Annotated in this window: 11 protein-coding genes; 4 read left to right on the top strand and 7 right to left on the bottom strand. The window is 57.2% G+C overall.

What is annotated here, in order from left to right; genetic code table 11:
* Nucleotides 1–3: 3 nt before the first annotated feature.
* Nucleotides 4–1,824 carry an ABC transporter ATP-binding protein gene (locus AC2FLX_RS06005; protein ID WP_496810360.1) on the bottom strand — a complete coding sequence of 607 codons (1,821 nt, stop codon included), beginning with the start codon at nt 1,822–1,824 and terminating at the stop codon, nt 4–6.
* A 284-nt stretch (nt 1,825–2,108) separates the two neighbouring features.
* On the opposite strand from AC2FLX_RS06005, the gene AC2FLX_RS06000 reads away from it, so the two are divergent.
* From AC2FLX_RS06000 to AC2FLX_RS05990, 3 genes are all read left to right on the top strand, one after another.
* Nucleotides 2,109–3,815 carry a peptide ABC transporter substrate-binding protein gene (locus AC2FLX_RS06000; protein WP_480749262.1) on the top strand — a complete coding sequence of 569 codons (1,707 nt, stop codon included), beginning with the start codon at nt 2,109–2,111 and terminating at the stop codon, nt 3,813–3,815.
* 94 nt (nt 3,816–3,909) lie between these two features.
* Entirely contained in the window at nt 3,910–4,917 is a 1,008-nt protein-coding gene (locus AC2FLX_RS05995) for an ABC transporter permease (RefSeq protein ID WP_480749261.1), read from the top strand.
* Nucleotides 4,910–5,890 carry an ABC transporter permease gene (locus tag AC2FLX_RS05990; protein WP_496746421.1) on the top strand — a complete coding sequence of 327 codons (981 nt, stop codon included), beginning with the start codon at nt 4,910–4,912 and terminating at the stop codon, nt 5,888–5,890. The genes AC2FLX_RS05995 and AC2FLX_RS05990 overlap by 8 nt, the downstream gene beginning before the upstream one ends.
* Nucleotides 5,891–5,958: 68 nt before the next feature.
* Here AC2FLX_RS05990 and AC2FLX_RS05985 read toward each other — a convergent pair whose 3' ends face one another.
* The 6 genes from AC2FLX_RS05985 to AC2FLX_RS05960 all read right to left on the bottom strand — a co-directional run bounded on the left by AC2FLX_RS05985 (nt 5,959) and on the right by AC2FLX_RS05960 (nt 12,560).
* Nucleotides 5,959–7,248 carry a DUF3422 family protein gene (locus tag AC2FLX_RS05985; protein ID WP_496746420.1) on the bottom strand — a complete coding sequence of 430 codons (1,290 nt, stop codon included), beginning with the start codon at nt 7,246–7,248 and terminating at the stop codon, nt 5,959–5,961.
* Between the two features lie 109 nt (nt 7,249–7,357).
* Entirely contained in the window at nt 7,358–7,711 is a 354-nt protein-coding gene (locus tag AC2FLX_RS05980) for a VOC family protein (protein ID WP_480749258.1), read from the bottom strand.
* Nucleotides 7,712–7,807: 96 nt separating this feature from the next.
* Nucleotides 7,808–9,262, bottom strand: coding sequence for an NAD(P)(+) transhydrogenase (Re/Si-specific) subunit beta (locus AC2FLX_RS05975; RefSeq protein WP_480749257.1), 1,455 nt, complete (start codon nt 9,260–9,262; stop codon nt 7,808–7,810).
* Nucleotides 9,263–9,275: 13 nt separating this feature from the next.
* Nucleotides 9,276–10,847: a Re/Si-specific NAD(P)(+) transhydrogenase subunit alpha gene (locus AC2FLX_RS05970; RefSeq protein ID WP_480749256.1), complete on the bottom strand. Its 1,572-nt coding sequence runs from the start codon at nt 10,845–10,847 to the stop codon at nt 9,276–9,278.
* Between the two features lie 123 nt (nt 10,848–10,970).
* On the bottom strand, nt 10,971–11,429 hold the full coding sequence (locus AC2FLX_RS05965) for a methyltransferase family protein (protein WP_496810359.1): 459 nt from the start codon (nt 11,427–11,429) through the stop codon (nt 10,971–10,973).
* A gap of 174 nt (nt 11,430–11,603) precedes the next feature.
* The gene (locus AC2FLX_RS05960; RefSeq protein ID WP_480749254.1) at nt 11,604–12,560 is read right to left on the bottom strand and encodes an MBL fold metallo-hydrolase; all 957 of its coding nucleotides are present in this window, start codon (nt 12,558–12,560) and stop codon (nt 11,604–11,606) included.
* Nucleotides 12,561–12,680: 120 nt separating this feature from the next.
* On the opposite strand from AC2FLX_RS05960, the gene AC2FLX_RS05955 reads away from it, so the two are divergent.
* Entirely contained in the window at nt 12,681–13,433 is a 753-nt protein-coding gene (locus tag AC2FLX_RS05955) for an SDR family NAD(P)-dependent oxidoreductase (RefSeq protein ID WP_496810358.1), read from the top strand.
* The last annotated feature ends 76 nt before the right edge of the window (nt 13,434–13,509 follow it).

The following is a 13,509-nucleotide window of genomic DNA, read 5'->3' as shown; positions in this document are numbered from 1 at the left end:
TGGCTAGTATCCGCTGTCAGTTGTCAGGATAAAATGCCCCGGTTCTACCTCGCGGTATTGCGACGGTTCCGGCTTGTATCCGATAGGATGAATTGGCGACGGGATCGGTTTGAAGTTCAGGTCTTTTTCAGATTTTCGCCTATTGGGATCGGCAATCGGAACCGCCTTCATCAAGGCCTGAGTATAAGGATGCTGCGGGTTCTCGAATACGCGGGACCGCGGCCCCAGCTCGACGATACGGCCAAGGTACATGACACCGACATGATGGCTAACGCGTTCCACAACCGCCATGTCATGGCTGATGAACAGATAGCTGAGCCCAAGCTCGGCCTGCAATTCCATCATCAGGTTCAGAACCTGTGCCTGTACCGACACGTCCAACGCCGATACGGCCTCATCCGCTATGATCAGCTTGGGGTTCAAAGCCAGCGCCCGTGCGATGGCGATACGTTGTCGTTGGCCACCCGACATCTCGTGCGGGAAGCGGCGCATGAAGCTACGGGGCAGTTGAACGCGGTCGAACAGGTTGGCGACCCGATCATGCAACTCCGAGCCAGTCGCCACATTGTAGTTGCGCAACGGCTCAGCCACCTGGTCCACAAGTTGCATCTGCGGATTGAGCGAGGCGAACGGATCCTGAAAGATCATCTGCATGTCCAGACGCGCCTTGCGCAGACCGGTCTGGTCAAGTTTCATGATGTCTACACCATCGAGACTGATCTCGCCTGTCATCGGCTCGACCAGGCGCAGAATCGATCGCCCCGCCGAAGACTTTCCGCAACCGGACTCGCCCACTAGGCTGAGCGTTTGGCCCCGGTTCAAGTTGAAAGACACATCCTCAACTGCGTGTACATTGGCCACGGTGCGGCGGAGCAGCCCGCCTTTTACGGGAAATCGGGTGGTCAGGCCTTTGACACTCAACAGCACCTCTTCGGTGCCGGGAATGGGCGCAATGTTTTGGTTTTCAACCCCCATCAGTTTCATCGGCTCGGGCGCTGATTTCCCACGCATTTCACCCAGCTTTGGAACCGCGGCCAGCAATGCCTTGGTGTAGTCGTGCCGAGGGTTTTCAAAGATCTCGCTAACCGTGCCCTCTTCGACCTTGTTGCCTCGATACATGACCACGACTCGGTCCGCCATCTGCGCCACGACCGCCATGTCGTGCGTGATGAACATCACCGCCGTCCCGGTCTCGCGCTTCAGCCGGTCCATCAGCGCCAGGATTTCGGCCTGAATGGTCACGTCCAACGCCGTTGTCGGCTCGTCCGCAATCAGCAGACGCGGCTCACAGGCCATCGCCATTGCGATGACCACCCGCTGACGCATGCCGCCCGACAACTCGTGTGGATATTGCTTCAACCGCCGCTCAGGTTCCGGGATGCGCACCTGCCTTAGCAGTTCCAGCGCCCGCTCCTCGGCCTGCGCCTTGGACATGTTTCTGTGAATCCGAAGCCCTTCGGTCAATTGTCGTTCTACCGTGAAAACCGGATTCAGCGCCGTCATCGGCTCCTGAAATATCATTCCGATCTCGTTGCCGCGAATCTGTTTCATCAAATCCTGGTCGGCTTTCGACAAATCGAACTCTTCGCCGTCGCGCCGGTCGAACAGCAACTGGCCACCCGCGATTTCACCGCCCCCGAACTCGACCAACCGCATCAGAGATAGAGATGATACGGATTTGCCCGAACCGGATTCGCCAACGATACAAACGGTTTCCCCGGGACGCACCTCAAACGAGACATCTTCCACGCCCACCACCGGGCCGTCCTTGGTTTGAAACTCGACACGAAGTTTCTTGATCTGTGCAATGGGCTGATCCAGCACGAGTGCGCTCCCCTTGGTCACCCTTATGTGTTGTGTGTCAAACGCTATGTCCGGGGGCCGGTAAAAGTCAAACCCATTGGAAACTTTCCCAACGGCAAGGCTTGCATTTTTTAAAAACTCTGTTTCGATACGTCTCGTAACCGTTCCTGGGGAGAGAACGAAAACGGCGCAGCGTAAAAAACGCTACATTAGTTTTCAACAACTTACCCGACATACGGCAACGCCAAACCCGCAGGCAATGCGGAGATAATCGAGACACGCTCGTGTCCAACATGGAGTGTAGAATGAAAACCAAAGCCCTTTTACTTGGTGCGATTGCAAGCACGGCGCTGGCTCAAACAGCCTTTGCCGAGCGCGGATCGGATGGCAATGTCAGCATCATTTATTGGCAAGCCCCATCGATCCTGAACCCATTCCTTTCGGGCGGCACGAAGGACGTCGAATCCTCGTCACTGGTGATCGAACCCCTCGCGCGCTACAACGAAAACGGCGAAATGGTGCCCTATCTGGCAGCCGAGATTCCGACCGTCGACAATGGCGGTGTCAGCGAGGACCTGACCTCGATCACCTGGAAAATCGCCCCGGGCATCCTGTGGTCGGACGGCACACCTTTCACTGCTCATGACGTCAAGTTCACCGCCGACTATTGCATGCACCCCGAAGGCGGCTGTGCGCAGTTGACAAAGTTCGAAGGCGTGACCTCGGTTGAGGCACTGGACGACATGACCGTCAAAGTCACCTTTGGCGAAGCCACCCCGTTCCCGTACGGCCCGTTCGTGGGAGGCGAAAGCCCGATCATTCAGAAAGCCCAATTCGAAAACTGCATGGGCGCAAAGGCTCCGGAATGCACCGAGCAGAACTTCGGCCCGATTGGCACCGGCCCATTTGTCGTGGATGAGTTCAAACCGAACGACGTGATCACCATGTCGGCCAACCCGAACTACCGTGATCCGAACAAGCCTGCGTTTGCGACACTGACCTTCAAGGGCGGCGGTGACGCAACTGCTGCAGGACGCGCAGTGATGGAAACCGGCGAATTCGACTATGCCTGGAACCTACAGCTTGCACCGGAAGTAATTGCGCAGATGGAAGCAGGTGGCAAAGGCGTTCCGGTTGCTGGCTTCGGCCCGCTGGTCGAACGCATCATGTTGAACCAGACCAACCCGTCGCCTGACCTGCCCGAAGGCGAACGCTCGACCGCCAAGCATCCACATCCGTTCCTTCAGGATCCTGCGGTTTACAAGGCAATGTCGTTGGCTATCGACCGCCCGCTGCTGGTGGAAATCGGATATGGCAAAGCCGGTCAGGTAACCTGTAACTGGGTTCCGGCCCCGGCGGCCGTGAATTCAGACACCTTCACCTGTGACACGCAGGACATCGAAGGCGCGAAGAAACTGCTGGATGACGCAGGTATCGTTGATTCCGATGGCGATGGCGTCCGTGAAAAAGACGGTGTTCCGCTGAAAATCGTCTACCAGACCTCGACCAACGCCGTCCGACAAGACTTCCAGGCGCTGATCAAGGAGTGGTGGGCCGAGATTGGTATTGAATCCGAACTGCGCAACATCAACGCCTCTGTCTTCTTTGGAGGCGACCCGGGTTCACCCGACACCTTCCAGAAGTTCTATGCCGACGTCGAAATGTACGCCAACACCTTCAACGGCACGGACCCGCAGTCCTATCTGGGCAACGGCCTGTGCGACAAGGCGCCCAAACCGGAATCTCAGTGGCAGGGTGAAAACATCAGCCGTTTCTGCAACGAAGAGTTTGACGCACTGCACGCGGAGCTCACAAAAACGGCCGGTGCGGACGCACGCGCGGAAATCGCCAAGCGCCTGAACGACATCATGGTCGAGAACGGTGGCATGATCCCGCTGGTTCACCGTGGCCGTCTGTCGGCACATGCCAACACCTTGGGCGGCGTGGTCCTGAACGTGTGGGACAGCGAGCTGTGGAACGCGGCTGACTGGTACCGCATGACCGGCTCCTAAGCGTCTTGCTTGCTCAACCGCGTCCCGATCTTTTCGGGGCGCGGCATTGGGCAGGTGACTTCATGAAAAGACTAATAAACCAAGGCGCACCTGAATGCTGACCTTCACCATACGCCGCCTGATTCTGGCCGTTCCTACGCTTTTGTTCATCAGTCTTGTGATTTTCCTTCTCCTCGAACTCGCCCCCGGTGACCCGATGGCGCAGGTTCCCCTGACAGTTCCGCCGGAAGTAAAGGAAAAGATGCGCGAGGCGCTTGGCCTCGGCCAGCCGATGCACATCCGGTTCTGGAAATGGATCGTGCAGTTCTTCTGGATCGAACCACAGGTGCTGATCGACCACTATCTCGGCACCAGCTTTTCCGAAGGTGACCTGCGTGTAATCTCGTGGCAGACCCGCTCGCCCGTCATGGACATCGTGGTTCAGCGCATTCCGCAAACCCTGTGGGTCGTCGGCACGGCCTATATTGTCGCAATCATCATTGCCCTGCCTATCGGCATCTACTCGGCCTACCGCCAGTACAGCTGGTTCGACCAGATGGGAACGTTTGTCTCGATGGTGGGCTTCTCTGTCCCGCCTTTCTTCTCAGGCGTTCTGGTGATCGTGATCTTCTCGGTTCAGTTGGGCTGGTTCCCGTCGATCTATGACACCACCCACGTCGTCAACAGTTGGGACAGCTTTGTCGTCCAACTGAAACAAATGATCATGCCGGTGATGGTGCTGGCGTTGCAAATCACCGCGCAATTGTCCCGTTTCATGCGCGCCTCGATGCTGGACAATCTCAACCAGGATTATGTACGCACTGCCCGCGCGAAGGGCCTCAGCGAATACACAGTGGTCATGGTTCACGTCCTGCGCAACTCGATGATCCCGGTGGTGACAGTGATCGCGCTGGGGATTCCATCCATCTTTGGCGGCGCAATCATCACCGAGCAGGTGTTCAAGGTAAACGGCATCGGTCAGCTATTGATCGGCGCCATTCAGGCCAACGACCTGCCGATGGTGCAAACGCTCACTTTCATCTTCGCCGTGCTGATCGTGCTGTTCAACCTGATCGCCGACGTTCTCTACGGCATTCTGGACCCGAGGATCCGCTATGACTGACAAGGATCGCACAGACACCCTGGTTCCGGACGAGGGGCTGGCACCTGCCTCGACTGCATTGCCAACGTCCGACGTGATGGAAGAGATATCCACGCCCCCGCGTAGTCAATGGCGGGAAGTCTGGGATCAGTTCAAGACCCACAAGGGCGCCATGATCGGAGCGATTTTGTTCATTCTAATCGTCGCGGCCGTTTATTTGGGTCCATACTTTTGGGATATCGACGCCACAAAAACCGCCATCCGCGAACGCAATCAAGGGCCAAGCTTTGCGCACCCGTTCGGGACGGATCAGCTTGGCCGCGACATCTTGGCCCGGATGATGGCGGGTGGGCAGACCTCTGTTTCAGTGGGCATCACAGCGATGCTGCTGGCGCTTTTTTTGGGATCGTTGATCGGGGTCGTCGCCGGGTTCTTCAAACGACTGGACGGGCCGCTGATGCGCCTGACCGACCTGTTCCTCGCCCTGCCCCTGTTGCCCCTGCTGCTGGTCATGATGCTTCTGTTCCGCGAGCCGCTAGCGGCCGCATTCGGGTTGGAACGCGGGATCTTTATCCTGATTGTCTCCGCCATCGGCGTCACCTCGTGGATGCCCACCGCGCGGATCGTGCGGGGCGACGTGCTGGCCATCAAGGAGCGGGAGTTCGTTCTGGCGGCACGATCGATCGGAACGTCCAACCGGCAAATTATTACGCGTCATATCCTTCCCAACGTGCTGTCTCCGATCATGGTTTCGGCAACGCTGGGTATCGCCACGGCGATCATCACCGAAAGCGCCCTGTCCTTCCTTGGGTTGGGCTTTCCACCCGACTTTCCGACTTGGGGCCGCTTGTTGTTCGATGGAGTTGACTATCTTCAACAGTATCCGGAGCGTGTGTTCTGGCCCGGACTTGCGATCTCGCTGACTGTTCTGAGTGTCAATTACCTTGGCGACGGCCTGCGCGACGCGCTGGATCCGCGTATTCGAGGACGCTGATTACAACGCCTTAACGAAGCCACGACCGCGCAAGATTGGGCGGTCGTCTTTTTTTGAAGGTCAACGTGTCAGGCCGGTTTGTGCTCGATCCTCCGTCGAATCCTTCGAACGGACTGCCAGACAAGAATGACCACCGGCAACGTGACAAGCGAGGTAAGCATCCCCTTGCTGATCCCTGCCGCAGTCAGCGGATAAAGCAGATATCCGGCAAGTGAGACAGCGTAGTAGCTGATAGCTACCACCGACAGCCCTTCGACCGTGTGCTGCAGGCGCAGCGTAAGATCGGCCCGCCGATCCATGCTTTCCAGCAACGCCTGGTTTTGTGCGCTGCGTTCCACGTCCACACGCGTACGCAACAATTCACCCGCCCGGATCGCCCGGTCCGATAAGGCCTCCAGTCGCCTTTCGGTAGATTTGACCGTTCGGATGGCCGGGTCGTAGCGCCGCATCATGAAATCGGCAAAAGTCTGTCGTCCTTCAAAGCGCTCTTCACGCAGGATCTCGATCCTCTGATTTACGATGGCTTCATAAGCACCGGTCGCGCCAAAGCGGAATGCACAGCGCGCAGACAGTGTTTCCAGTTCGGTCGATGTCGAAAGGAGCTGCGGCAACAACTCTTCCGCGCTGGCTTCACCGACCGTCATTTCAGTCATCAAGGCCGTCAACTGTCCATCCAACTCGCCAATGCGAGGGATCAGCTTTTTGACCCGGGCAAAGCCAAGCATCGACATGGCCTTGTAGGTTTCGATCTCGCACAGGCGCTGAATGATCCTTCCTGTTCTGCGACGGCCCAATTCCTTGGACACGAAAACCGCCATCCGCATGTGACCCGCCGGATCAATACGAAAATCACTGGCGACCACCGCAGCATCGTCCAGCACGCGCGAGACGGCCAGACTTTCAGGTTCAAACCATTCACTCAAAGCTTCGTCGATTTTTCCACCTCCCGGATGGTCAACGACACGCAGCATTGCCGACGTCACTCTCTGCCCCGGGCTTTTCATCAGCCAATCCGGTGGAAAAACCTCGAAATCCGCCGGGTTGAAGGCCCGCTCGCTGACGTTCTGAGAAATGGCCGTATAGGTCACGAACTCGGTGTGCTGCTCCCATTTCAGCCAGTGCCGTCCGATCTGGCCCGCATAATGTGTAGCACCCGGTTGGGGATGTGGCGCACCGTGCCTGTCCAGCAGGTTGATCAGGTGGGAGACATCAAGCGCCTTGTCCCGTGCCACAGCTTCGACGGACTGCTTGATCGCCAGAAAAACGACTGTGCAGGGTGCCGACGTTGTCGGGAAAGGTCGCGCATGTAACTCGTTCGCCAATACATAGCGGAGAGGGTGATCCTGGATGGGCGTCATGAAAGGCTCCTGCAATTACAGGCACTATAAGCAATAGGCGAGATACATCAATTATCTTTTTATTTCATACACTTACGTGAATACCATTGTATGCACGTCTGCTAAACCTCTAATTCGGCTGCCATAATTCGATCGGGTTACCCTCGGGGTCGTGAATGCGGGCGAATCGCCCCGCCTCGCTGTCCCAGTCGGCGCGAGTTTCAACATCGATTCCGGCGGCACGAAGTTGCCCGACCATGGCGCCCAGATCATCCACCCGGAAATTGATCATCCACTGCTGACCGGCCTTGCCAAAATACTCCGTATCCCGCGCGAAGGGGGCAAAGACGGTATAGCCTTCGCGCTGTTGCCACGGCAGCGGGTTCAGCCGGTTTACTCCCAAATGTGTTTCATACCACTCAGCCAGAGCATCAGGATCTCTGGCGCGAAAAAAGAAGCCGCCGATGCCGTTCACCTTTTCCATCGTAACCTCCGCTCTATTCAGCTCATGCCAGGCAGCACCATTCACAAAAAAGGGGCGCCCGCATGGGACGCCCCGATATTGTAGCAATTGAACGAATTAGTCGATCATCGGCAACAGCTTATCCAGCGACTGCTTGGCGTCCCCATAGAACATCCTCGTGTTCTCTTTGAAGAACAGCGGGTTCTCGATACCAGAATAGCCGGTGCCCTGACCACGCTTGGACACGAACACCTGCTTGGCCTTCCAGCATTCCAGAACCGGCATACCGGCGATGGGGCTGTTGGGGTCTTCCTGTGCTGCAGGGTTCACGATATCGTTCGAACCGATCACGATGGCTACATCCGTATCCGGGAAATCGTCGTTGATCTCGTCCATTTCCAGAACGATGTCATACGGCACTTTCGCCTCTGCCAGCAGAACGTTCATGTGTCCTGGCAAACGCCCGGCAACCGGGTGGATGGCAAAACGCACGTTCTTGCCCTTGGCCCGCAGCTTGCGCACCAGTTCGGAAACCGATTGCTGCGCCTGTGCCACGGCCATGCCATAGCCCGGAATGATGATCACGCTGTCCGCGTCGTTCAAAGCCGCAGCAACGCCATCGGCCTCGATGGCGATCTGCTCACCCTCGACCTCCATTTGCGGGCCTCCGGTATTCCCAAAACCGCCCAAGATCACGCTGACAAAGTGACGGTTCATCGCCTTGCACATGATGTAGGACAGGATCGCACCCGAGGAACCCACCAGCGCACCGACAACAATAAGAAGGTCGTTGCCCAACGAAAAGCCGATCGCCGCAGCCGCCCAGCCCGAGTAGCTGTTCAGCATCGACACAACCACCGGCATGTCCGCGCCACCGATGCCCATGATCAGGTGATAGCCGATGAACAGCGCCGCCAGCGTCATCAGGAACAGCGGAAAGAAACCGCCCGAGTTGGTGTACCAGATCAGACAGATCAACGACAAAGCCGCGGCACCTGCGTTCAACGCATGTCCCCCGGGCAGCTTTGTCGCCGCCGAAGTCACTTTGCCCGCCAGCTTGCCATAAGCCACAACCGAACCGGTAAAGGTGATCGCACCGATGAAGATGCCCAGGAACAACTCGACGTGCAGAATTGCCAATTCAGCCGAGGTCTTCTTGGCGATCAGCTTGGCAAATGCGCCCAGATCGGACAGGTCCGCTTCTTTCGCGCTGTCGGCGATGGCCATGACCTGCGCCACGTTGCCGATCTCAAAGTGTGCGTTAAAGCCAACGAACACGGCCGCCAGACCAACTAGCGAGTGCATTGCGGCCACCAGCTGTGGCATCTCGGTCATCTGCACGCGCTGCGCCACGTATTGACCGATCAGTCCGCCGCCGATGATCAGCAGGATCGACAGCAACCACAGGCCAGAACCGGGGCCAACCAGCGTGGCAAAGACGGCCAGCGCCATACCGACGATGCCGTACCAGACCGCGCGCTTGGCGCTTTCCTGGTTCGACAACCCGCCGAGGGAAAGGATGAACAGAACAGCCGCAACAACATAGGCGGCAGTAGTGAAGCCATAATCCATTTACCCGGCCTCCTTAAGATTTCTGGAACATGGCGAGCATGCGCCGGGTTACGAGGAAACCACCGAAGATGTTGATCCCGGCCATGAAGACGGACAGCGCCGCCAGCAAAATGACCAGGAAAGAACCCGATCCGATCTGCATCAAAGCCCCAACGATGATGATCGACGAAATCGCGTTGGTGATCGCCATAAGCGGAGTGTGCAGGCTGTGCGAGACGTTCCAGATCACCTGGAAGCCCACAAAGATCGCCAGCACGAAAACGATGAAGTGCTGCATGAAACTGGCCGGAGCGACGAGGCCCACCAACAACATCAGTACCCCACCGACGCCGAGCAGGGTAAACTGCTGCTTGGTCTGGGCCTTGAACGCCGCAACTTCCTGCGCGCGTTTTTCCTCGGCTGTCAGCTCCTTTGGTTTTTCCTTGGGCTTTGCCGCAATCGCCTGAATTTTCGGCGGCGGCGGCGGAAAGGTGATCTCGCCCTGATAGGTGACGGTCGCGCCGCGGATTACGTCGTCGTCCATGTCGTGATTGACCTGCCCGTCCTTTTCGGGCGTCAGGTCAGTCATCATATGCCGGATATTCGTGGCATATAGCGACGAGGATTGTGCCGCCATTCGGCTCGGGAAGTCCGTATATCCGATGATGGTAACACCGTTTTCAGTGACCACTTTCTCATCCTTGACGGTGCCTTCGACGTTGCCGCCGCGTTCGGCCGCAAGATCCACAATGACCGAACCCGGTTTCATTGCCGCGACCATGTCCTCAAGCCACAGCTTGGGTGCGTCGCGGTTGGGGATCAGTGCCGTGGTGATCACGATGTCCATCTCTGGTGCCAGTTCGCGAAACTTGGCCAGCTGCGCCTCGCGGAACTCCGGGGATGAGACGGAGGCATAACCGCCGGTAGCGGCGCCGTCCTGCTGTTCTTCCTCGAAATCCAGATAGACGAATTCGGCGCCCATCGACTCGACCTGTTCGGCCACTTCAGGGCGCACGTCAAAGGCATAAGTAATCGCACCCAGCGAGGTCGAGGTACCGATGGCGGCCAATCCGGCAACACCGGCACCGACGATCAGCACCTTGGCCGGCGGCACCTTGCCTGCCGCCGTCACCTGACCTGTGAAGAAGCGGCCAAAGTTGTTGCCCGCCTCGATCACCGCGCGATAGCCGGCGATATTGGCCATCGAGCTCAGCGCATCCATCTTCTGCGCGCGGCTGATACGCGGAACCATCTCCATCGCGATCACATTCGCGCCCTTGGATTTGGCCAGTTCCATGCCGTCTTCGTTCCCCGCCGGGTTGAAGAAGGAAATCAGCGTTTTGCTCTTGTTAAGCCGCTTCAGTTCGGTTTCGTTCGGCTGGCGGACTTTGGCGATGATGTCGGCCGACTTCCACAATGCCGCTGGCGTCTTGACGATTTCGACACCTGCCGCTTCATAAGCCGCGTCCGAAAACCCTGCCGCGGCACCCGCGCCACTTTCGATCACGCAGTCATAGCCGAGTTTCTGCAATTGCAGCGCCGAGTCGGGCGTCATCGCGACCCGGTTCTCGCCTTCAAATATTTCTTTTGGTGTGCCTATCTTCACCAGTCAGGTCCCCCTTTTGTGTTCGCCAAGCTCAACCGGGCCTCGGTATTGTTTGCAAAGCAAAGATGTATCTTGCGCAACATTATTTCGCAAGTGCAGCATTATTGACGTGATGTCAAATGTTCACTCCCATCCGATCCACCTGCCGGTTTTTCGTTCATACCGAGCAAAATCCATTCGGAAAGTTCGGCGCAACCTGTCCTCTTCCGGCAGAATGAAGCGTCGTTCGAGAAGCCAGAAGAAAACCGGAACCAGCGCCAGCGACAAAACCGCGTCAAACCGCAGGATCAACCCGGTCAAGATCAACACATCCCCCAGATAGATCGGATTGCGGCTGCGCCGATAGATGCCGGTCTGCACCATCGCCGTGGGCGTCTCGTGTGGGATGATCGTGGTGCGGTGGCGACGGAACTCCATGGCCGCGAACACGATCAGCAACACGCCGCCACCAATCAACAGGCCACTGATCAGGTCAGTAAACCCACTGTCCAGCGATAGCCCCAAGGTCATATGCCGAGACTGGATCCACGCCAGGGCAGCAGAGCCTAACAGCCAGACGGGTGGCACGTCGATTCGGCGCATTTGAATTCCTTGCTCGCGACAAAGTTGTTGGGTCGGTTTTCCTTCGAAATATGTCGTAAACCGTTCCCATCGCTTTAGCAAAGCTTGTCGGTCGAAAAACGCCAAAAAGAACGTATATGCCGCAGCGACGAAAACACGGGCACGATGGCCCGGAAATCACGCTGATTGCAGGGCTTATTCCCACTCCATTTCTTCGAAGACGCGCCCTGCATTCTTGGTCGCCAACTCCTCGAAGGTATCCAAAGCTTCCCAGCGCGACTGGTCTACGTAATATGCGCTGGCCAGATCGCCGCCCTCATCAATGTGCACACCGATTTTTTCGCGCAAATCCTTGAGATATTCGACTGTGTACCGCCGAACCTGAGCGAAGTTCGTGGGGTGCCCGTGTCCTGGAATGACGTAAGTCGGAGCGATGGGTTCCAGCTTGGTTTCCCAAGTCTCTATCCAACAACTTGTACAGGTATGTTCGAATATCGGCAGCATCCGCTCATGAAACGCGATGTCGCCGGTGATCATGATACCCCATTGCGGAATCCAGACCTGACTGTCACCGGGGTCGTGGGCAGGCCCGAGATGAAGAACCTTGATCTCCACTCCACCTAGAGAAAGCGCATATTCATCTTCAAAGGTAAGGTTTGCATGCTCAACCCGGGTGCCTTCAGCGCGATCCTTGTTGTATCGCTCCATTCCCTGCAGGATGAAATCGCCGTTTTCAGTGGTCTCGGTCACGGCATCGACATGCGCCAGGATATCGACCCCTTGATCACGCCAATACCCATTACCCAGCATCGCATGGCCCTGCCCGTTTTCATTGATGACCAGAACCACGGGTTGATCGGTTATCGCCTTGATTTCCTGATGCAAGGCCGCCGCCAGACGGCTTGACGCACCCGAGTTGACGACGACAACCCCTTCATCCGTCACGACAAAGGACAGGTTATTGTTGTGACCGGCATTCTCGTAGGTCGGCGGTGCAGTTGCCCCGATGGCGGAAAAAACATGCGGGATGACCTCGACCGGCTTGGAATACAGCTCGGATTGCGGATATTGGTCCGCGATGTCCTCGCTCGCGGATACTGAAGATGCCGCCAACGCGGCGACATAAGTATAGGTCATGGATTTCTGAAACATCTGCCCTCCGCACTACAGATTCACATTCGCATTCATGCATAATAATTCAAGTGACGGGACGGCGCGTCTTGTCACAGGCAAAACTCGCGATAGGCTTTGTGGCAATAGGGAGGATTGCACGTGACGCTTAACGGAAAACATGCGCTTGTCACCGGCGGTGGTACCGGAATCGGATTGGCCATCGCCCGGGCGCTGGCCAGCGAAGGCGCAGCGGTGACAATTACGGGACGTCGCCAAGAAGTGCTGGATCAGGTCGCCAATGATCGCATTTTCGGATCTGCAATGGATGTCCGGGACGAGGAAGATGTCGTGAGATGTGTCAACCAGTCCGTCGATGCACGCGGCCCGATCCAGATATGTGTCGCCAACGCAGGTATTGCCGTCGGCAAGAAGTTGCAAAAGACGGATTTGGCGTTCTGGCGGGACATCATGGCAACCAATCTCGATGGTGCTTTCCTGACGATTCGTGAAAGCCTGCACTCCATGGTGGAAACTGACTGGGGTCGGGTCATTACGATAGCGTCCATTGCCGGGCTTCGCGGAGCGCCGGGAATTGGAGCTTATGCCGCTTCGAAACACGGGCTGATCGGCTTGACACGCAGCTTTTCCGAGGAATTCATGGGAACGCCCTTTACCTTCAACGCACTGTGTCCCGGCTATGTCGAAACGCCTATCGTGGAGCGCAACAAGGCGTCCATTTCGCAACGCACCGGAATCAGCGAGGACGATGCACTGAAGGTCATGGTTGACCAGAACCGCCACAAGCGGCTGATTGCACCCGACGAAGTTGCTGCTGCAGCCTTGTGGCTGGTGCGGCCGGGCTCGGAAAGCATCAATGGGCAGTGCATCCAGATAGCCGGTGGGCAAGTTTAAGCGGGCTTGCTGGACAAATCCCGACAGAAGCTATATCCAACACATACTTCAAGCTTAAAACAATTCGCGAGACCAC

Source organism: Ruegeria sp. YKSF57, from assembly GCF_059612585.1.
The sequence above is the reverse complement of the archived record's forward strand: the minus strand, read 5'-3'. Positions and strand labels throughout refer to the sequence as shown.